The organism is Aquabacter albus (assembly GCF_040049275.1).
Lineage (GTDB): Bacteria > Pseudomonadota > Alphaproteobacteria > Rhizobiales > Xanthobacteraceae > Aquabacter.
On record NZ_JBDZDT010000001.1, the window covers coordinates 50,943 to 70,445 of the forward strand.

The 19,503-nt window shown below is 66.6% G+C and carries 13 protein-coding genes; 9 read left to right on the plus strand and 4 right to left on the minus strand.

All coding sequences use genetic code 11. The features are described 5' to 3' along the window. Positions 1-93: 93 nt before the first annotated feature. Entirely contained in the window at positions 94-510 is a 417-nt protein-coding gene (locus tag ABLE91_RS00170) for an organic hydroperoxide resistance protein (RefSeq protein WP_348927226.1), read from the plus strand. 93 nt (positions 511-603) lie between these two features. Here ABLE91_RS00170 and ABLE91_RS00175 read toward each other — a convergent pair whose 3' ends face one another. Together ABLE91_RS00175 and ABLE91_RS00180 are read right to left on the minus strand one after the other, a co-directional pair. Then, on the minus strand, positions 604-2,373 hold the full coding sequence (locus ABLE91_RS00175; protein ID WP_348927228.1) for a cytochrome c biogenesis protein DipZ: 1,770 nt from the start codon (positions 2,371-2,373) through the stop codon (positions 604-606). A gap of 189 nt (positions 2,374-2,562) precedes the next feature. Further along, positions 2,563-3,333 (minus strand): alpha/beta fold hydrolase, encoded by a 771-nt coding sequence (locus ABLE91_RS00180; protein ID WP_348927230.1) that lies wholly within the window; start codon positions 3,331-3,333, stop codon positions 2,563-2,565. A 207-nt stretch (positions 3,334-3,540) separates the two neighbouring features. Here ABLE91_RS00180 and ABLE91_RS00185 point away from each other — a divergent pair, with 207 nt between their 5' ends. Then, a complete protein-coding gene (locus tag ABLE91_RS00185; protein ID WP_348927232.1) occupies positions 3,541-4,281 on the plus strand; it encodes a response regulator in 741 nt (246 codons plus the stop codon). Then, positions 4,278-5,600, plus strand: coding sequence for an ATP-binding protein (locus ABLE91_RS00190; RefSeq protein WP_348927233.1), 1,323 nt, complete (start codon positions 4,278-4,280; stop codon positions 5,598-5,600). The genes ABLE91_RS00185 and ABLE91_RS00190 overlap by 4 nt, the downstream gene beginning before the upstream one ends. Positions 5,601-5,707: 107 nt before the next feature. Here ABLE91_RS00190 and ABLE91_RS00195 read toward each other — a convergent pair whose 3' ends face one another. Then, the gene (locus ABLE91_RS00195; protein WP_348927234.1) at positions 5,708-11,062 is read right to left on the minus strand and encodes an autotransporter domain-containing protein; all 5,355 of its coding nucleotides are present in this window, start codon (positions 11,060-11,062) and stop codon (positions 5,708-5,710) included. A gap of 946 nt (positions 11,063-12,008) precedes the next feature. Here ABLE91_RS00195 and ABLE91_RS00200 point away from each other — a divergent pair. Further along, positions 12,009-12,335 carry a hypothetical protein gene (locus tag ABLE91_RS00200; RefSeq protein ID WP_348927236.1) on the plus strand — a complete coding sequence of 109 codons (327 nt, stop codon included), beginning with the start codon at positions 12,009-12,011 and terminating at the stop codon, positions 12,333-12,335. Positions 12,336-12,424: 89 nt separating this feature from the next. On the opposite strand, the gene ABLE91_RS00205 is transcribed toward ABLE91_RS00200, so the two are convergent. After that, positions 12,425-14,218 carry an ABC transporter ATP-binding protein gene (locus tag ABLE91_RS00205; RefSeq protein ID WP_348927238.1) on the minus strand — a complete coding sequence of 598 codons (1,794 nt, stop codon included), beginning with the start codon at positions 14,216-14,218 and terminating at the stop codon, positions 12,425-12,427. Between the two features lie 627 nt (positions 14,219-14,845). Between ABLE91_RS00205 and msuE the strand changes: the two genes are divergently transcribed. From msuE to ssuC, 5 genes are read left to right on the plus strand one after another with little or no spacing between them, the layout of a single operon-like run. Beyond that, complete coding sequence (gene msuE, locus ABLE91_RS00210; protein ID WP_348927240.1) at positions 14,846-15,406, plus strand: FMN reductase; 561 nt, start codon at positions 14,846-14,848, stop codon at positions 15,404-15,406. A gap of 25 nt (positions 15,407-15,431) precedes the next feature. Next, positions 15,432-16,388 (plus strand): aliphatic sulfonate ABC transporter substrate-binding protein, encoded by a 957-nt coding sequence (locus tag ABLE91_RS00215; RefSeq protein WP_348927241.1) that lies wholly within the window; start codon positions 15,432-15,434, stop codon positions 16,386-16,388. A gap of 29 nt (positions 16,389-16,417) precedes the next feature. Continuing rightward, positions 16,418-17,374, plus strand: a complete 957-nt coding sequence (locus ABLE91_RS00220) for a sulfonate ABC transporter substrate-binding protein (RefSeq protein ID WP_348927244.1) — start codon at positions 16,418-16,420, stop codon at positions 17,372-17,374. A gap of 28 nt (positions 17,375-17,402) precedes the next feature. Next, positions 17,403-18,554 carry an FMNH2-dependent alkanesulfonate monooxygenase gene (ssuD, locus tag ABLE91_RS00225; protein WP_348927245.1) on the plus strand — a complete coding sequence of 384 codons (1,152 nt, stop codon included), beginning with the start codon at positions 17,403-17,405 and terminating at the stop codon, positions 18,552-18,554. Then, positions 18,551-19,330 carry an aliphatic sulfonate ABC transporter permease SsuC gene (gene ssuC, locus ABLE91_RS00230; protein ID WP_348927247.1) on the plus strand — a complete coding sequence of 260 codons (780 nt, stop codon included), beginning with the start codon at positions 18,551-18,553 and terminating at the stop codon, positions 19,328-19,330. The genes ssuD and ssuC overlap by 4 nt, the downstream gene beginning before the upstream one ends. Positions 19,331-19,503 lie beyond the last annotated feature (173 nt).

Genomic DNA, 19,503 nt, shown 5'->3' on the forward strand with positions numbered 1-19,503 from the left:
GTTTTGAGCCAACTTGAAAACACACCCGATACGTTGGGGTGGGAATTCGCGGGTCGACGCCGCCAGAGGCGGCGTGAACCAGCGGAGCATTCCATGACGAAGATCGAAAAGGTTCTGTACACCGCCCACACGCACACCATCGGAGGGCGCGAAGGGTCTTCCCGCAGTTCCGACGGCCGGCTCGACGTGAAGCTGTCGACGCCGGGCTCCAGCGGTGCCGGCACCAACCCGGAGCAGTTGTTCGCCGCCGGGTGGTCCGCCTGCTTCATCGGCGCTCTCGGCAAGGCCGCCGCCAAGCACCGGGTTGCCCTTCCTCAGGATGTTGCAGTCGATGCCGAGGTGGATCTTGGAACCACGGACGGCGCCTTCTTCCTGCAGGCGCGCCTCGCTGTGCGGCTGCCGGGCATCGACCGGGAGCTCGCCCTCAGGCTGGTGGAAGAGGCGCACCAGACATGCCCCTACTCCAAGGCGACGCGCGGCAATATCGAGGTCACCCTCACCGTGGCATGAACAGAAAGCCAAGGCCCGGCATTGCCGGGCCTTGGCTCCTCTTCAGTTTCAGCGGTGCCGGCAGGCGTGGCGCAGCCTCAATGTCATTGCCACCTAGCCGAATGTGAATGCATAGGCCTCGACACCGAGGTCCAGGAAGCGGATCTCGAACGTCCGTTCGCGCACGTCGCCCGCCTGGCGGACAAGCTGGTAGAGGCGGGTTTCCAGGACCGTGCCATAACCCTCGGCATCTATATCCGCTCCGTGATCCGCCCCCGGGGTCTTCCCGTCGATGGTCACCTGGAAGCGCACCGGCTTTCCATCCCGGCCGGGACCGAGGATGAGGTGCAGGTCCCGCGCACTGAATCGATAGACGATGGCGCCGCCGGCCTCGTTGAGCATGACCCGCTCGGCACCAACCGTCCAATTGCCGGAGAGCCCCCATTGGTTGAGCCGGGGCGCTCCCGCTTTGTAGGTCCTCGGAATATCCCCGCCGACGCCGTCCGGAGAGACGAAACCCGTCGCCTGACTATGGCCGAGATACGTCTCGCCGGAACGCAGATGCGCGAGGTCTGGGGACGCCTCAGCCCCTGACGCCGCGGGAGAGACCGGGCTACTCTGGGCACCTTCGCGCCCGGCCGCCTCGGCGAGGAGGTCCTGGATGACCCGCTCCGAGCGCTCATAGCCGCCCTCACCGAATTGGTGATGCCGGATCCGGCCCTGGGCGTCGACGAAGTAGAGAGCCGGCCAATAGCTGTTCCGGAACGCGCGCCAGATCCTGAAGTCGTTGTCGATGGCCACAGGATAGGAAATCTCGAACTTGCCGATCGCGCGCTGGACATTCTCGATCTTCTTCTCGAAGGCGAATTCGGGCGAGTGAACGCCGATCACCACAAGGCCCTGATCCTTGTACTTCTCGGCCCAGGCGCGGATATAGGGGAGCGTCCGGATGCAGTTGATGCAGGAATAGGTCCAGAAATCCACGAGGACCACCTTGCCGCGCAGCGCCTCGACGCTCAAAGGCGCCGAGTTGAGCCATGTCACGGCCCCGTTGAGGGACGGAAACGCCCCTTCCACCGGCAGATTGCTGCGATAAGGCTGGCGCCCGGCGGGGAACGAAGGCACCGCCTCGTTGCTTGCGACCCGGGTTGTTTCGGGAGAGGGAACGCCATTGAAGCGATCCAGGAGCGACTGCTCGATCGCGGCCGTGCCGGCATAGGACAGCCGGGCCAAAGCGCCCGTATCGAGGCCCAGCGCGATGGCGCCGACGCTGGCGAGCACCGCAATGCCGAGGAGTTGGCGAAGGCGCTCGCCGACGCCGAGAGCCCGCTTCATCGCCGCGAACACGCGGCCGCCGGCCAGCACCGCCGCGGCCAACGAGGTCGCGGCGCCGGCAGCGTAGGCAGCCAGGATCAGCGTGGTCGAGGAATTCGCACCCTGAAGTGCGGCGCCGGTGAGCACGAGCCCGAGGATTGGGCCCGCACAGGGTGCCCAGAGGAATCCCGTCGCCACACCGAGCAGAAGCGAGCCGCCGATGCTCGGCCCGTCCGCATCCGCGGCGCGGGACAGTCGGTTGCCGAGGTCAACCACTGGCCTGGTCACGATCGCGGCGGCCGCGGGCGAGATGAGCGTCAAACCGAATACGGCCAGCAAGGCAAGCGCGGCGGCGCGTCCAATCTCATTGGCTTCGACCACCCAGCTCCCTCCCACAGCGGCGAGGGTCGCGACGAGCGCGAAGGTCACGACCATGCCGACCAGCATCGGCAGGGTGCCGCGAACAAAGGGCTTGTCTGACCGCGAGAAGATGAAGGGCAGGATGGGGAGGATGCAGGGGCTGACGATGGTCAGCACACCCGCAAGATAGGAGACGGCGAACAGGGTCATGGCTGATCCTCTCAAACGCGATCGGCGCGGTGGCGCGCCGGTCGTGTGGGGCGTTCAGCTCATTTGACGTCTCGACGTATCCTGGATGTTTTCCGTTCCGACCGAAATGTAACCCAGTGTAGACGCGGCACCCTTGTGCCGGCGGCGGGCGGCGGTCCTTGGAAGGAACCGCCACCCGTCGCAGCCTGTCTAGCGCACAGCGGCCTCGGCAGCCTCGATGATGGTTGCGGCCACTGCATCGGGCTGCGAGGCATAAACCGCGTGGCTGGCCGCCACCTCGTGGACCCGGCTCGCCGCCCGCCTGGCCATGTCGCGCTCAAGATCGGGGTTGATGGACCTGTCCTGCGTCGCGATGAGCGCCCAGCTCGGCTTCACCTTCCAAGCCGGCTCGCCGGCCTCGGCGGTGAACGCCGCTTTCGCCGCGAAGACCTGCGAGCGGGAGAGGAATTCAGCATCCGCTTTCGGCAGGTCCGCGGCGAAGGCCGCCGGAAATGCCTTCGGATCGAGATAAAGATAACCGTCCTGCGTCGCCTTGATCGCGCCGGGATCCGCGTTGGGCACAGGCTTGCTTTCCGCCAGCTTGACGAGGCTTTCGCCCTTCTCCGGCTGGAAAGCGGCGACATAGACCAGTGCCGCGACCTTCCCGTCATTGCCGGCCTCGGTCACGACCATGCCGCCATAGCTATGCCCCACCAGCACGGTCGGGCCGTCCTGTAGCGCCAGCACGCGCCGGGTGGCGGCGACATCCTCCTGGAGCGAGGTCAGGGGCTGCTGCACCACCGAGACGTTGTAGCCCTTAGTGGTCAAGAGATCCGACACTTTGCGCCAGCCCGAGCCGTCGGCGAAGGCGCCGTGAACGATCACGATATTCTTGATACCGGCTGAAAATGCAGGCGAGGCGGCGCCGGCCAGCGATATTGCAAAGCCGATGACGGCAGCCGAAAGCGAGCGGCGGAGCATGGGCAGATCCTTTCATGAGATAATCTTGCGCAACCGGACGCGCAGGGCTGCCTAACATCGAGCGCGCGAGGAAGGGATTGCCCGAGGCGGGAATGTTGTCAGGCTGTGTACCCGTGAAGCAGCCGGATACATGCCGGTACAAATCTCCGCACATCGGCGCGGTCCAAATGGCTACAAGGGTCCCCAAGCGATCAAGAAAAGCTCTTCATGGATCACATTGACCACATCCTCATCGTCGATGATGACCGGGAGATCCGGGATCTCATCTCCGGCTATCTCAAGAAGAACGGGCTGCGCGTCACGGTGGCCGCCGACGGGCGGCAGATGCGCTCGTTTCTCGATGCGGACCGCGTCGACCTTATCGTGCTCGACGTGATGATGCCGGGTGATGATGGTCTTGTTCTGTGCCGCGAGCTGCGCGCCGGGAAGCACAAGGCAACCCCCATCCTCATGCTGACCGCCCGCACCGACGAGACGGACCGCATTGTCGGCCTCGAAATGGGAGCGGACGACTATCTGGCGAAGCCGTTCGCGGCGCGCGAACTGCTGGCGCGCATCAAGGCCATCCTCCGCCGCACCCGCATGCTGCCGCCGAACCTGCAGGTCACCGAGGCCGGTCAGTTGCTGACGTTCGGCGAATGGCAGCTCGACACCACCGCCCGGCACCTGCTGGACAAGGATGGAACCGCCGTTGCCCTCAGTGGCGCCGAATATCGCCTGCTGCGCGTCTTTCTCGACCATCCCCAGCGCGTGCTCTCGCGCGACCAGCTCCTGAACCTGACCCAGGGCCGCGAGGCCGAGCTGTTCGAGCGCTCCATCGACCTGCTCGTCAGCCGCGTGCGGCAGCGCCTGCGCGATGATGCGCGCGAGCCCGCTTACATCAAGACCGTGCGCAGCGAGGGCTATGTGCTTGCGATGCCGGTCGAGATCACGACGGCCCGCCAATGAATGTCGTCGGCCGCCTTCGCGGGCTGCTGCACCTGCCTCGCACATTGCGCTGGCGGCTCTTCCTCATTCTGTTCGCCGGGCTCGCTGCCGCGCACATCTTGTCCTTCGGCGTCTTGTTCCTTGAGCGCACCATGAGCACCAAGGCGACCATGCTCACCACACTGGAGAATGACGTCGCCACGTCAGTTGCTCTTCTCGACCGGCTTCCGGCCGAGGAACGGCCCCGGTGGCTTCCCATGTTGGACAGGCAGACCTATCGCTATCAGCTGGGGCCGGGACTGCCCGGCGTGCCAGAGCTGAGCCCGCGCGCCGACGAGATCGCGCAGACCATCAATGCAGCGGCCGGGAGCCGCTTTCCGGTCACTGTCCAAAGCGTCCCCGGTGGGGACCGCGAGCATCTCCAGGCGCACATCACGCTGAGCGACGGCTCACCCCTGACCATCGACGTGACGCCGCAGCTCATGCCGCTCGCCAGCTGGCTTCCATATGTGCTCGTGGCCCAGCTCCTTCTCCTGCTTTTCTGCGCCTGGCTCGCGGTGCGCCTCGCGATCCGGCCGCTGCTGCGTTTCGCCAATGCGGCCGAGGCGCTCGACCCCAGCAGGAAGGTGGGCCGGCTTGAGGAGGGCGGCCCCACGGAGGTGGCTTATGCCGCAACCGCCTTCAACGCCATGCGGGATCGCATCGCCCATTATCTGGAAGAACGCGTCCAGATCCTTGCCGCGATCTCCCACGACCTTCAGACCCCCATCACCCGGATGAAGCTGCGCGCCGAAATGGCGGATGAGGGTCCGGAGAAGGAAAAATTGATCAACGACCTCTCGCAGATCGAGACGCTCGTGCGCGAGGGGGTCGCTTATGCCCGGAGCGCCCATGGCGATGCAGAGAAGCCAACCCGCATCGACATCGGCTCCTTCGTCGAGAGCATCGTCTTCGACTATCAGGACACGGGAAAGCCGGTGGCCTGCGCAAAGCTCACCGACGCCGTCGTGACGACGCGCCCGCACGCGCTGCGCCGCATTCTGACGAACCTGGTCGACAACGCTCTCAAATTTGCTGGAGAGGCCGAGGTCAATGTTGAAAGGATCCATGGCGGGCGGGTCTGCATCGCCGTTCTGGACAAGGGGCCGGGCATTCCCGCAGACCAGCTCGACGCCGTCCTGCAACCCTTCTACCGGCTCGAACAGTCCCGCAATCGTGACACGGGCGGAACCGGCCTGGGCCTCGCCATCGCCCATCAGCTCGCCTCGGCCATCGGCGGCTCGCTCACCCTTCGGAACAGGCCGGAAGGCGGGCTTTCAGCTGAAGTGCGGCTTGGCTGATCGCTCAGATCCGGCGCGTAGCGCGGGCTCATCCGCATACGGACCGTGGCCACTATCCCCGAACGACAGGGCCACGCTCCAAGCGGACGTTCCAGATCTGCCCCGCCTCAGAACCTCAGCGTGAAGCTGCCCTTGACCATGTTGCTGGTGTCGCTCTCGGCGAGCTGGCCGGCATAGAAGACGGACAGCGTGGTGTTGGCGGTGAAGGCCATGTCGAGGCCGGCCTCGATGAGCGCCGCGTCGGCGGCGATGGGGGCGCCGGAGATGGCGAAGGGCTGGGCGCCCGGGCCGAAGGCGAACAGCGCTTCGGGTGCCGTGTCGCCGAAGGCGTGCTGCCAGGCCAGCGTGCCCTTGAAGCTGGTGGCGATGGTGCCCAGCGCCAGAGGGACACTTACTCGCGCGCCCAGGGTGGAATAGGTCACCCCCTCGCTCGACCCAGAGGAGGTCAGCGCGGACGGACCGCCAATCTCCGAGAAGTCGTCGAGATCCACGTTCACGTAGGCCAGCCCGGCGAACGGTTCCAGTCCCACACCCGCGAAAGAGAGCCCATAGCCCACTTCGCCGAACACCTGGCCCGTGCGGGCGGTGGTGTCGGCGGTGAGCTGGTTGAAGAGGCCGGGGAAGACGACGGTGCGGCTGGCGCTCATGTCCGCCCAGCTGTAGGCGCCGCCGAACCTCACACCGAGCGCACCGACCGTACCGCCGCCATAGAGCGCCACATGGGCATTGTCGCTGGAGAAGGAGGAATTGCGGGCGTCCACCTGGTAGCTGGAGGAGGAATACCCGGCAGCAAAGCCGAGCCGCCAGTCGCCCATGCCTGGGGAGAAGGTGCGGTCATAGCCCACGAACACGCCGGAGGTGTTGCCCGAGATGGTGGCGGCATTGCCGTTGCCGTCGATCTGCCCCCAGGCGCCGAAGCCCTGCGCCCAGAAGGCGTTGGGGGTGCCGGGCACCGCCACCACGTCGCTGCCGGCGCTGAACGGGCCGGCCGTGGCCTTGGCGGCATAAGAGAGCGGCGCGTTCGCAGGTGTCGCCACCGGCACCCGCGCGCGGTCGAGCACCGCCCGGCGCAGGATCAGGCTCTCATTCTGGAACACCGACAGGGCCGAGGGATAGACCTCACCGGACAGCGCGTTGAAGGCCGCATTGGCGGAGACGACATTGGTCTGTCCCGCCAGCGCGTTATAGACCGGATTGCCCTGGCCGAGCGCCTCGGCCGCATTCGCCACGGAGGCCGCATTGGGCGTCACCGCCAGGGCGGCGAAGGGCACGGCATTGCGGACGATGTTCAGATAGACGTCGGTGGCGTCGTAGCTCAGCGCAAGGTTGAGGAAAGGCAGGTCCTGGGTCAGCGCACCGAATGTGCCCGCGACCCCGCCGGCGGCGGTGAGGATGGTGTATTGCGTGCCGGGCGCATAGGTGCCCGCCGCCCGGGACACCGAGACCGTGGCCCCGCCCAGCGTCGCCGTGCCGGTGACGGTCAGGCGGTCCGACTGGCCGGCGGGATTGATCTCCACCGCATAGGTGGAGCCGGACGCAAAGGTGAGGTTGCCCGCCACGGTCAATGTGCCGATGGAATTGCCCGGCGCGATGGTGCCGCCCGCCGCCACGCTGGTGGAGCCCACCGTGCCGGTGCCCTCGAGCTTGCCGCCGGACAGGACATTCACCGTGCCGCCGAGGGTGCCGTTCACCGAGAGCGTGCCCGCGACGGATGTGGTGCCCGCGAAGCCGGAGCTGTCTCCGGTGAGGGTCATGAGACCCCCGCCAGTATAGGAGATCGCCCCGGTGCCGGAGAGCGCCCCTGACGCCGTGGCGGCCCCCGATGCGAGGTCGAAGGTGACGGTGCCCCCCAGCACGAGGGCATTGGCAACGTTGGTGCCGGCGGTGAAACCGAGCGTCGCGCCGTTGGCGAGCGAGATGGCCCCGGTGCCGGCCGCCGTCGAAGAGCCGAGCACCAGCGTCCCCGCCGACACCGTGGTGCCCCCGGCATACGTGTTGGCCCCGGCGAGGGTCTGCACGCCGCCGGTCACGGCGAGCCCGCCGCTGCCGGAGATGACGCCGGAGAAGGTGCCGGAAGCGTTGCTCAAGGTGAGCGTCTGCGCCCCCAGCACCACGCCGCCGGTGCCGCTGAGGCTCTGGATGGACGCGCCGGCCGTGGTGGCGGAGATGTCAAACAGGCCGTTGGCCACCACCGCGCTGGACGCGATGCTGCCGCCGCCCGAGAGCGCCAGCGTGCCGCCCGATATGGTGGTGGGGCCGGTATAGGTATTGGCGCCGGCCAGCACCTGCGTTCCGGCGGCGACGGTGAGGCCGCCGCTGCCCGAAATGATGCCCGAGAAGGTGCCGGAGGCATTGAACAGCGTGAGCGTCCGCGCCCCCAGGGCCACATTGCCCGTGCCGCTCAGTGTCTGGATGGACGCGCCGGCCGTAGTGGCGGAGATGTCGAACGTGCCGTTGGCCACGACCCCGCTGGAAGAGCCGATGCTGCCGCTGCCCGAAAGCGCCAGCGTGCCGGCCGAAATGAGGGTCTGGCCGGTATAGGTGTTCACCCCTGACAGGACCAGGGCGCCCGCCCCCGCCTTCACCAGGGCGCCGCCGCCGGTGATGGAGCCACCCGCCGTCAATGTGGTGGCCCCGGCCACGTCGATGGTGCCGGTGCCGTTGAGGGTCACCGTGCGGCTCGTGGCGAAGCTGGCGATGGTGGAGAGAACGCCGCCATTGAAGGTCAGCCCGCCCGCCGCCGCGCCGAGGTTCGCGTCCGCCGAGACCTGGAGCACGCCGGCATTGATGGTGGTGCCGCCGGTATAGGTGTTGTTGCCGGCGAGCACGATGGTGCCTCCGCCGGTCTTCATCAGACCACCCGCGCCGGTGATGCCCGCTGCGATGGTGGCGGTGAGGTTCGGATCGATCCGCAAATCGGTTTGCGGCGCGGAGACCACGAGCGCCCCCTGCCCGGTGAGCGTATAGCCGCCCGTGGTGAACTGGAGCCCGGCCACGTTCATGTCGGAGGCGAGGGTCACCGTCCCTCCGGCGGGGCCGGCGAAGACCGCGGTCAGGTCCGCCCATGTGGAACTGGCGCTGCCGTCCGGATTGGTCCAGTTGGACGTGCCCGCGGCCCAGGTGCCGGAGCCACCATTGACCGTGCCGTTCGGCGTGGTCTGCGGTCCGTTCCAGAATTGCAGCCCGTTATAGGTGACGGACAGGGTCACCTGGTTCGGCGTCGCCGTGTCCACCAGCAGGGTGTACCCGCCCGGCGCAAGGCCGAGGAGGAGACCGTCACCGCCGGCCAGGTTGCCATAATCGAACAGAGTGTAAGTGCCCGGGCCAAAGCCGGGCTGAGCGGCGACGTTGAGGATGCCGTCCAGCGTGAGGGCGCCATTGACGATCACGAGGTCGTTCACGCCGCTCCCGACGATGCCGGGGGTCCCCAACTCGAAGTTGAGCTGGGAGGCGGGATTGAGCGCGAGCGCGCCCACGGTGAGCGTGCCGGGGCTGCTGCCAGGCGCCAGCGTGCCCCCGTTCGCCACGGTCACCGCCCCCGCAATGCTGCCGCTGCCGCCGAGGGTCGCGCCCGCGCCGACGCTCAGCGACGCTGTCGCCAGCGCGCCCTCCACCAGCAGCGTGCCGCCATTCACCAGGGTCGCGCCGGTATAGGTGTTCACCCCGGTCAGCGTCAGCACGCCGCCGCCCGATTTGGTGAGCGTGCCGAGGCCGGAAATCACCGGCGTCAGCGTCACCGCGCCGGTGAAATTGGCGACGATTGCGCCGTCATTGATAATGGTCGGCGTGTTGATGGAGCCGGCAGCCCCGCCATCGCCGATATTGAGTGTGCCCAGGGCGCCGATCTCAAGTCCGGCAGCGGCGTTGACAAGCCCCCCGGAAGTGATGGTCAGGCTGCCCGCATTATCGCCGCCGCAGCCGCAGCTACCGGGATAGCCCACCGTCAGCCCGCCGTCGGCATTGAGGACCGAGCTGGCGCCGGTCACCAGCATTTCGGAAGGCCCAATGGTGACGTCGCTGCCGATAAGGACCGGCCCTCCTCCGGTGGCGTTGACGACGCCGCCGGCAGCGATGACCAGAGATGCTGGCCCACTAGGCCCTAGTGGCGCCCCGCCGACGAAGAGGCCGTTGCCGACATTCCATATGGCCCCTGGCCCGGTCACGGTCACAGCCGCCGGGTCGAACATCCCGGCGATGATGGCGCCTGCGACACTGGTCATCACGCCGCCGGCGCCGATTGTGAGGGAGGAGGTCTCGAAACCGCCGACCGCCGTGAGCCCTTCGACGGTGACGCTCGAACCTGCACCGGAGATCTCCATCGTGCCTCCGACCAGCAGCGATCCCCCGTTCCCGTCCACCATGCGCAGCGTGCCGCCGTTGACCACGCGCAGCTGCCCGCCATCCAGGACGACGAAGCTTGAACCGACCAAGGGGTCTCCGACGTCCAGAGATCCGCCGTTGATCTCGAAGACCATGCTGCCGGCACATCCGCAGATTTCGAGATTGCCTTGGATGTCGCTTGCGCCCGTCAGGGTCAGCTTTCCGGCCCCCTCGACGTTCAGGGATCCATCGCCGCTCATCTGGCCGGAAAAGACGGTTTCGGCATTGGCTGCACCGACCAATAGCGAGGCATTGGCGCCGAAGATCACATTGCCGGCGCCTGCCAACGATCCGATTTCGGCAGGGACGCCATCCTCGATCTGGAGTTGCGCGCCTGTCTCGACGGTGACCGCCGTCAGTTGCGGAAGGCTGGCGCTGGTTCCCACCGAGAGCGTGCCCGCCGATATCAGGGTCGGGCCGGTATAGTCGTTACTGCCCGTGAGATGCAGGGTGCCGGTGTTGCTCTTCGTCAGGCCGCCGGCGCCCGTAATGTCGCCGGCATTCGTGAAATTGCCATCTATGAAGAAGGTGCCGCCGCCCGTGCCAAGGGTAATGGGACGGCTGTTGGAGGAACTCGCGTATCCACCCAGCGGGTAGATTCCGCCCCCATTCATCGTGATGCCACCTGCCGGGTCGCCGAAGCCGCTGTCAGCCTGGGCGTAGACGAGGCCACCATTGATGATGGTACCGCCCGCATAGGTGTTGGCCCCGAACAGGGAAAGCCTCGATGGGCCTGTCTTGGTAAGTGCTCCCGCGCCGTCGATGACACCGTTCAACTCAAGATCGGCATTGGTTTCAATGGTCCCGCCTCCGGCGAGAAGGGTCATGGACCGGCCCATGCTGAAGGCATTGGTGCTCGTCCGCAGGGTGCCGCCATCGAAGCTCAGCGCTCCGCTGCCGAGATTTGCGTTGGCGGTGATGGAGACGTCTCCGCCATTCAGGAATGTGCCGCCCGTATAGCTATTGTTGCCCGTCAGGGTCAGCGTGCCGGTGCCGGTCTTGATGAGGCTTCCAACCTCTCCCGGGCCGCCGCTGAGTTGGCCGATAACGCCGTTGATCGTGGTGTTGTGGGCGCCGGTCACCGTGAGCGAAACGGACCCGGATAATGCCAGATTAAAGAGAACCGGAGAGGTGATGAGAAGGTCACCCGCCTGGGCATCCCAAGTTTGTGTGTTGTAAAGAACAACCTGAATTAAATTGATCGTCTGGAGATTTGACGATTGATTTGTTATTCCGCCACCTCGAAGCGTCAATACCACCCCATTGAATACAAAAGCGCCTGCTCCCGCGGTGAAGGTGACCGAATTAAACGTAATAGGAGCACTGGCGTCCTTGAAATTAGAGAGGTTATTGCTGCCTGAGAACTGCAGATCCTGATTTGGCACCAGCGCTTGAGAAAAATTTCCGGCCGCGGACCAGTCGGTGCTTGTCCCATTATTGCCAAGCCAGACGTTCTGCGCGTGCGCCGCGCTTCCTAGAGCCAGCACGACAGCGCCGGCCAGGAAGGTGGCCGAAAGCAGCCGATCTGCGAATCCGCGTAGCCGGCCATTTCCAGATCTTGTGGAGAGGCTCGTGCCCTCACGCCATGCGCCCGGTCCCTGGGGGATGGTCTGTGAGCCGGGATTCAACCCAGGGGCACCGATTTCGGGCACGGCAAAATCGATCATAAGCAATTTCCCCCCGCCAGATCCGGTATCAGAACCGGATGGCAGTCATGATTCTTATTAAGCTGGAAGGTGTTTTTTGCAACGATGCAATCGATCTTTCCCATGCCCGATGCCGGTTCTCCAACCGGGAAGCCTCCCTGTAAAGGTATAGGTTCAGATAATTTGAATATGACGGTATGATGGTGCAGAATACTGGCCACTGGACCCGATGTTCGTCATGCGGTCCCGCACTGCCGCGGCGCGAGGTGACCGCGCATGGATGCACGCGGCAATCCGTCTAGGGCCGGGGCGCTTTCCCTTTCAGACATGGTCAACTTATGGCTTGCTACCTTCCGCACTCCATACGGGGGGATTTGCGGGCATGGCTTTGTCTCAGGTCATCATGGTTTCGCTGGCCCTTTTCGTGATCCCGCTGAAGACCGAATTGCCCGCGGACGAGGAGCGGCTTGCCTGGATCGTCGCGGCGGCCGTGGAAGCCCAGGACCTCTGCAAGCTGAAGGGGGAGCTCCAGGCGGCGCTCGCTTATGTGAAGCAGGTCGAGCCGGAGTTTGACTTCATAAGAGATCCGGGCGACGCAAAGGCGGTCTTCCTCGCCAATCGCGAGTTGAGGATGACGACCCGAAGGCTCGGCACGAAGGCATGGTGCGAGCAATATTTCCAGGGCCGCTTCAAGCCGCCGGCATCCTGAGCCTTAGCGCTCCACCGCCGGCGCGGCCGGGATGGCCGCCCGCACGCCGATGGAGATCGACCTCATCAGCGTGCGGTGCGCGGACGCGCTCAGTCCTCGATGAATTCCGGGACCAGCGCGCCCGACTGGTGGTCGAACAGCCGGCGGTAATGGCCGTCCGCCCGCTGCATCAGCGCATCGTGGCTGCCCTCCTCCACGATCCGCCCGCGCTCGAACACGAGGATGCGGTCGAGCGCGCGCACGGTGGAGAGGCGATGGGCGATGACGATGGCGGTGCGGTCCACCATCAGCCGGCCCATGGCCTGCTGGATCAGCGCCTCCGATTCCGAATCGAGGCTGGAGGTGGCCTCGTCCAGGATCAGGATCGGCGCGTCCGCCAGGAAGGCGCGGGCGAGCGCCACTCTTTGGCGCTCGCCGCCGGAGAGCTTCACGCCCCGCTCGCCCACCAGCGTCTGGTAGCCCTTGGGCAGCCGCACGATGAAATCGTGGGCGTTGGCGAGGCGCGCCGCCTGCTCGATCTGCGCCATGCTGGCGCCGGGCCGGGCATAGGCGATGTTCTCCGCAAGGCTGCGGTGGAACAGGATGGGCTCTTGCTGGACGATGGCCACCTGCGAGCGGAGCGAGGCTTGCGAGGCCTGTCGCACATCCTGCCCGTCGATGAGCACGCGCCCGCCGGTGACGTCGTAGAGCCGCTGGATCAGCTTCACGAACGTGGTCTTGCCCGAGCCGGAATGGCCCACGAGACCCACCCGCTCGCCGGGGGCGATGCGCACGTCGAGGTCCCGGTAGAGCGGCGTCGCGTGGTCCCCATAATGGAACGTGACGTGCTCGAACCGCACCTCGCCCGCATGGATGTCGAGCGCCCGCGCGCCGGGCGCGTCCTCGACGCCGAGCGGGGCATCGTAGAGCCGCACCATCTCCTCCATCTCGTTCACCGCCTGCTGGAGGTGATGCACGTGCTGGCCGATGTCGCGCAGATAGCCGTGCAGGACGAAATAGGTGGTGAGCACATAGGTGACGTCGCCGGGCGTCGCCCGCCCGTCCCACCACAGCCAGAGGGCCGTGCCGGTGACGAGCGTGCGGATCACCCAGAGCAGGGCGAGCTGCCCCGTGCCGCTCCAGGTGTGGAACATCCAGGTGCGCCACGTGCGGCGGCGCCATTTGCTCACCAGCCGGGTGAGGCGCGCATCTTCCCGCGTCTCGGCGCCGAAGGCTTTGACCACTGCGTTCGCGCCCAGCGCATCCGAGAGCACGCCGCCCATGCGCGTGTCCCACGCATTGGACAGGCGCGAGGCGGGGGCCAGGACCTGGGTCGCGAGCAAGACGGTCAAGGTGCCGTAGGCCAGCGCGCCGACGCCCATCACAAGGCCCATGACGGGCCAGTGCAAAGCGAGCAGCACCACGGTTCCCACCAGCACCACCAGCGAGGGCAGGAGCGAGAGGAGGAGCACGTCGTTCAGCGCGTCGAACGCCCACATGCCGCGCGTGATCTTGCGCACGGTGGAGCCCGCGAAGCTGTTCGCATGCCAGTCCGTGGAGAAGCGCTGGACGCGGCTGAATGCATCCTGCGCCACATCGCTCATGATGTGCAGCGTGAGGGGCACGATGCCCCACCATGCGAAGTGCCGAAGCACGATCAGGGCGATGCCGAGCGCGCCCATGGCGACGAACGCCTCGACCGCCACCCCGGCCATGGAGGGCCCCTGGGTCAGCGCATCGATGAGGTTGCCGGCAAAGAGCGGGACGAAGATCTCGGTCAGCGTCGCAAGGCACATGCCGAGCGCGACCGCGGCCGTCAGCTTCTTGTGACGGGCCCAGTGACGGAACGTGAAAGACAGGACGGTGCGAAGCGTTTCCGCTCCGCTGGAACGATGCATGGACATTGGTGATAACGGCGCGGTTCGGACGCGCCTCTCCCTGCGAAGACAGGTAAAAATTTCGGCTCAGTATGGAGGTGTCGGGCGGGCCCCGCTGCGGGGGCCAGAGGGCCTAGCGACCGTCCGGGATAGCCGGGGGAGGCGTGTAGAAATCTGTCATCGACACCCTCCTTCTCTTCGCAACAACGGCGCCCCAGATAGCATTCCCGTGCCCCTGGGACAAGCCGTGTCGCGCTCCAGTTTGAGCCGAGAACCCTTGATAGCACTTAAAAATCCAGCCCCGCCAAGCGCTTAATTCACGTCGCAATTTTCCAAATAACTTAACTCTATAGATTTGATAGAAAATATATTGACACCACGCGCCACAACCCCGATCATGCTTGTCACAACCACGGTGGGGCGCCCTTGCCGCTCCCGCATTTCGCCCTGCGCGAACTGAACGAGGCACCTATGTCGTCCGCAGGCGTGTGCAGTGTTTTGTGTAGGTGGAGCGGCCGCCGAAGGGCTTGATCCCGGCCGCCGCTCGCCCCTCGCCTCACCCCAATCGTTCCTCTTCAACTGGGCGCCGGCTGTGGCCGGCGAAGGCCGAGCCATGCCTGTCATTACCCTCGCTCATTCCAGGGGAGCCCGCTCATGAGCCCCCGCATCGTCGGCTTCAGCGGAAGCACCCGCCGCCCCTCGCGCACCCGGAGCCTCGTGGAGGCGGTGGCGGCGGAATTCTCCAGCCGCCGGTCCATCGCGTTTGAGGTCCACGACCTCGTGGATGCCGGCCCTGGTGTCGGCGCCTTCAGCCTCGCGGCGCTGCCGCGCGAGGCGCGGGCCATCATCGCCGCCATCGAGGAGGCGGACGGCCTCATCGTCGGCTCCCCCGTCTATAAGGGCTCCTATGCAGGCCTGTTCAAGCACCTGATCGACTTCGTCGATCCGCTGGCGCTGGCCGGCAAGCCCGTGGTCATCACCGCCACCGGCGGCGGCCACCGCCACGCGCTCGTGGTGGAGCACCAGCTGCGGCCCCTGTTCGGCTTCTTCTCCGCGCAGACCGCCCCCACCGCCATCTATGCCAGCGACCACGATTTCCAGGACGGCATCCTCACGGATTCCGGCGTGCGCGCCCGCGTCGCGCAGGCCGCCATCGAGTTCGACCGGGCGGTGGTCCGCACCGCGCCGCGCCCGTCCATCGTCAACGTCGCCTGACGCAAACGACTTCCGGAGCAATCCCATGATCACCAAACGCCAGTTCCTCGCCGGCTCCCTCGGTGCCGCCGCCCTCGCCGTCTCCCAGCGCAGTGCCTTCGCGCAGGAGGTGCCGAAGGAGTTCCGCGTCGGCTACCAGAAATCGAGCGGCATCCTCGTCTCCGCCCGCCAGCAGCAGGTGCTGGAGAAGCGCCTGAAGGCGCTGGGCGTCGAGAATGTCCGCTGGGTCGAATTCCAGTTCGGCCCGCCGCTCCTGGAGGCGCTGGGTTCCGGCTCGGTGGACATCGGCACCGTGGGCGATGCCCCGCCCATCTTCGCCCAGGCAGCAGGCGCGAACCTCGTCTATGTGGCGAGCGCGCCAGCCACCCAGAATGCGCTGCTGGTGCCGAAGGACTCGCCCGCCAAGAGCGTGGCCGACCTGAAGGGCAAGAAGGTCGCCTTCGCGAAGGGGTCGAGCTCCCACAACTTCACCGTCCAGGCGCTGAAACGGGTGGGCCTCACCTACAAGGATATCGAGCCCATCTATCTCGCGCCCGCCGACGCGGCGGCCGCCTTCGCCTCGGGCCGCGTGGACGCCTGGACCATCTGGGATCCCTATTACGCCATCGCCCAGAAGCGGCACGACGCCCGCGCCCTCGTCACCACCAATGACGGGCTGGCGAGCCATAGCTTCTACCTCGCCAACAAGACCACGGCGACGAAGTCCCCGGCCGTGCTCCAAGCGGTGCTGGACGAATTGCGGCAGGTGACGGCCTGGGCCGCGCAGAACCGCGACAAGCTGGCGGCGCTGACCGCCGAGGTCACGGGCGTCGAGTACGAGGCGCAGAAGATCGCCACCGACCGCTACCCCATCGAGTTCAACCCCATCACCGAGACCGCGGTGAAGCAGCAGCAGGAGATCGCCGACACCTTCTTCGAGCTGGGCCTGATCCCGAAGAAGATCACCGTCAGCGATATCGTCTGGTCCGCCCAGCGCTCCTGACCGCAGCCCCCCATCGAAAGACAAAAGACATGATCCGCCTCTCCCATCTTGCCGGCGCGCTGGCGCTGGCCGTCGTCGCCTTCGGCTTTGCTCCCGCCAAGGCCGAGGAGCCCGCGCCGAAGGAATTCAGGATCGGCTTCCAGAAGGCCGGCCTGCCCGTCATCACGCGCCAGCAGAAGCTCATCGAAAAGCAACTGGAGCCCCAGGGCATCGCCGTCAAATGGGTGGAGTTCACCGCCGGCCCGCCTTTGCTTGAGGCGCTGAATGCCGGCGCCGTGGACGTGGGCTGGACGGGCGATGCCCCGCCCATCTTCGCCCAGGCGGCGGGCGCCAACCTCGTCTATGTGGCCGCCCTGCCCTCCAATGGCGCGGGCGAAGGCATCCTTGTCCCAGCGGATTCCCCCATCAAGTCGGTGGCCGAGCTGAAGGGCAAGAAGGTCGGCGTCACCAAGGGCTCCAGCGCGCACAATCTGCTGGTGGCCGCCCTTGAGCGGGCCGGCGTATCCTTCTCCGACATCACCCCGGTCTATCTCAGCCCGGCGGACGCGGCCGCCGCCTTCGCCTCGGGCAAGATCGACGCCTGGTCCATCTGGGACCCGTTCTTCGCCATCGCCGAGCTGCGCGGCAAGCCGCGCGTGCTGACGACCACGAAGGACGAACTGAACGTCAACACCTACTTCCTCGCCAACAAGACCTTCGCCACGGCCCACCCCTCCATCGTCCTGAAGGCCGTGGACGCGCTGAAGCAGAGCGCCGCCTGGGCGGATGCGAACCGGCCGGAAGTGGCCAAGGTGCTGGCGGAGGTGACCGGCGTCGACATCGCCGCCCAGACCCGCGCCGCCGACCGCCAGGTGTTCGGCATCTACCCCATCACCGACGCCATCATCGCCGGCCAGCAGCAGACTGCCGACCGTTTCTTCAAGCTCGGCCTCATCCCCCGCGCCATCGTGGTGAAGGATGCGGTGTGGGTGCGCCCCCAGAGCTGAGCCTGACCCAAGCGAACAGGAGGCCCCGATGGCCCGCGATCCCCTCAATTTCTTCTGGTTCATCCCGACCCACGGCGACGGCTCCTATCTCGGCTCCGAGACCCGCCAGCGTCCGCCGGAGTTCGGCTATTTCAAGCAGGTGGCCCAGGCCGTGGACCGGCTCGGCTTCAAGGGTGTTCTGCTCCCCACCGGCCAGAGTTGCGAGGACAGCTGGATCACCGCCACCGGCCTTGCCACCGTCACCGAGCGCCTGAAGTTCCTGGTGGCGCTGCGCCCGGGCGTCATCACGCCCGCCCTCGCCGCGCGCCAGACGGCGGCCCTGGACCGGCTCAGCAACGGGCGGCTCCTGCTCAATGTGGTGGTGGGGGGCAACCCCACCGAGCTGGCCGGCGACGGCGTGTTCGTGCCCCATGACGAGCGCTATGCCCAGACCGGCGAGTTCCTCACCATCTGGCGCCGCCTGCTCTCGGGCGAGACCGTGGATTTCGACGGCAAGTATTACCGCATCCAGGGCGGGCGGCTCGACTTTGCCCCCGTGCAGGCCCCCTACCCGCCGCTCTATTTCGGCGGCTCCTCCGAGGCGGGGCAGGACCTCGCCGTGGACCAGACGGACCTCTACCTCACCTGGGGCGAGCCGCTCGCGGGCGTGAAGGAGAAGATCGCCGCCGTGCGCAAGCGCGCCGCCGCGCGGGGCCGGGCCATCCGCTTCGGCATCCGCCTCCACTTCATCGTCCGCGAGACGGAGGAGGAAGCCTGGGCCGCCGCCGACAAGCTCATCAGCCGCATCTCCGACGAGCAAATCGACCGCGCCCAGAAGCGCTTCCAGAGCGAGATGGATTCCGTCGGCCAGCGCCGCATGGCGGCGCTCCATGGCGGGCGACGCGACAAGCTGCTGGTGGCGCCGAACCTGTGGGCCGGCGTCGGCCTCGTACGCTCCGGTGCCGGCACCGCCCTCGTCGGCACGCCGGAGCAGGTGGCCGAGCGGCTTAAGGAATATCAGGACCTGGGCATCGATACGGTGATCGGCTCCGGCTACCCCCATCTGGAGGAAGCCTATCGCGTCGCCGAGCTCCTGTTCCCCGCACTCGGGCTTGAACAGGAAGCCACCTTCAGCCGCCATGTCGCCAACGAGTTCACCGTGGGCGCCCATGGCGGCTCGAAACTGAAGGTGGCGTCATGACCGGCGCGCTCAAACGCTTCGCAGGCAAGGGGACGGGCTGGATCTTGCCGGTCCTCCTCATCGTCGTCTGGGAGGCCGCCTCCAAGTTCGGCGAAATCCCCGCCAACATCCTGCCCGCGCCGTCCGACGTGGTGGCCGCCCTGTGGAAGCTCACCCTCTCCGGCGACATCTTCAAGCATATCGGCGTCTCCTCTTGGCGGGCGCTGACGGGGTTCGCCATCGGCGGCTCCATCGGCTTCGCCCTGGGCCTTGCCAACGGCCTCTCCACCGTGTCCCGCGAGGTGTCGGACACCACGCTCCAGATGGTGCGCAACATCCCGCATCTGGCGCTGATCCCGCTGGTCATCCTGTGGTTCGGCATCGACGAGGAAGCGAAGCTGTTCCTCGTGGCGCTGGGCGTGTTCTTCCCCATCTATATCAACACCCTGCATGGCATCCGCACGGTGGACCCGCAGCTCATCGAGATGGGCCGCATCTACGGCATGTCGCACCTGGAGCTGTTCGTGCGGGTGATCCTGCCGGGCGCCCTGCCCTCCATCTTCGTGGGGCTGCGCTATGCGCTCGGCATCATGTGGCTGACGCTGATCGTGGCGGAAACCATCTCGGCCTCCTCCGGCCTCGGCTACATGGCCATGCAGGCGCGCGAGTTCCTGCTGATCGACGTGGTGGTGCTGTCGATCCTCATCTACGCGCTCCTCGGCAAGCTGGCGGACAGCGCCGCGCGCACGCTGGAGCGCCTGTTCCTCCAATGGCACCCCGCCTTCCAGCCGCACTGAGGAGATTGCTGCCGTGAACATCGCTTTGCGACGCACCGACGTGGATATCGACGCCGGCCTCTCCGCGGGCGCCCCGCACTTCCCCCGCCCGCTGGCGGGGGAGGGCAAAGGAGCGGGACATGGCGCGGCCTTCGATACCGGAGAGCTGGCGCTTCAGGACGCGCCTCCTTCCC

Excerpts from the sequence above, each read along its gene's own strand:
- ABLE91_RS00170 (WP_348927226.1), top strand. The coding sequence starts at position 94 with ATGACGAAGATCGAAAAGGTTCTGTACACCGCCCACACGCACACCATC.
- ABLE91_RS00175 (WP_348927228.1), bottom strand. The coding sequence starts at position 2,373 with ATGACCCTGTTCGCCGTCTCCTATCTTGCGGGTGTGCTGACCATCGTC.
- ABLE91_RS00180 (WP_348927230.1), bottom strand. The coding sequence starts at position 3,333 with ATGCTCCGCCGCTCGCTTTCGGCTGCCGTCATCGGCTTTGCAATATCG.
- ABLE91_RS00185 (WP_348927232.1), top strand. The coding sequence starts at position 3,541 with ATGGATCACATTGACCACATCCTCATCGTCGATGATGACCGGGAGATC.
- ABLE91_RS00190 (WP_348927233.1), top strand. The coding sequence starts at position 4,278 with ATGAATGTCGTCGGCCGCCTTCGCGGGCTGCTGCACCTGCCTCGCACA.
- ABLE91_RS00200 (WP_348927236.1), top strand. The coding sequence starts at position 12,009 with ATGGCTTTGTCTCAGGTCATCATGGTTTCGCTGGCCCTTTTCGTGATC.
- ABLE91_RS00205 (WP_348927238.1), bottom strand. The coding sequence starts at position 14,218 with ATGTCCATGCATCGTTCCAGCGGAGCGGAAACGCTTCGCACCGTCCTG.
- msuE (WP_348927240.1), top strand. The coding sequence starts at position 14,846 with ATGAGCCCCCGCATCGTCGGCTTCAGCGGAAGCACCCGCCGCCCCTCG.
- ABLE91_RS00215 (WP_348927241.1), top strand. The coding sequence starts at position 15,432 with ATGATCACCAAACGCCAGTTCCTCGCCGGCTCCCTCGGTGCCGCCGCC.
- ABLE91_RS00220 (WP_348927244.1), top strand. The coding sequence starts at position 16,418 with ATGATCCGCCTCTCCCATCTTGCCGGCGCGCTGGCGCTGGCCGTCGTC.
- ssuD (WP_348927245.1), top strand. The coding sequence starts at position 17,403 with ATGGCCCGCGATCCCCTCAATTTCTTCTGGTTCATCCCGACCCACGGC.
- ssuC (WP_348927247.1), top strand. The coding sequence starts at position 18,551 with ATGACCGGCGCGCTCAAACGCTTCGCAGGCAAGGGGACGGGCTGGATC.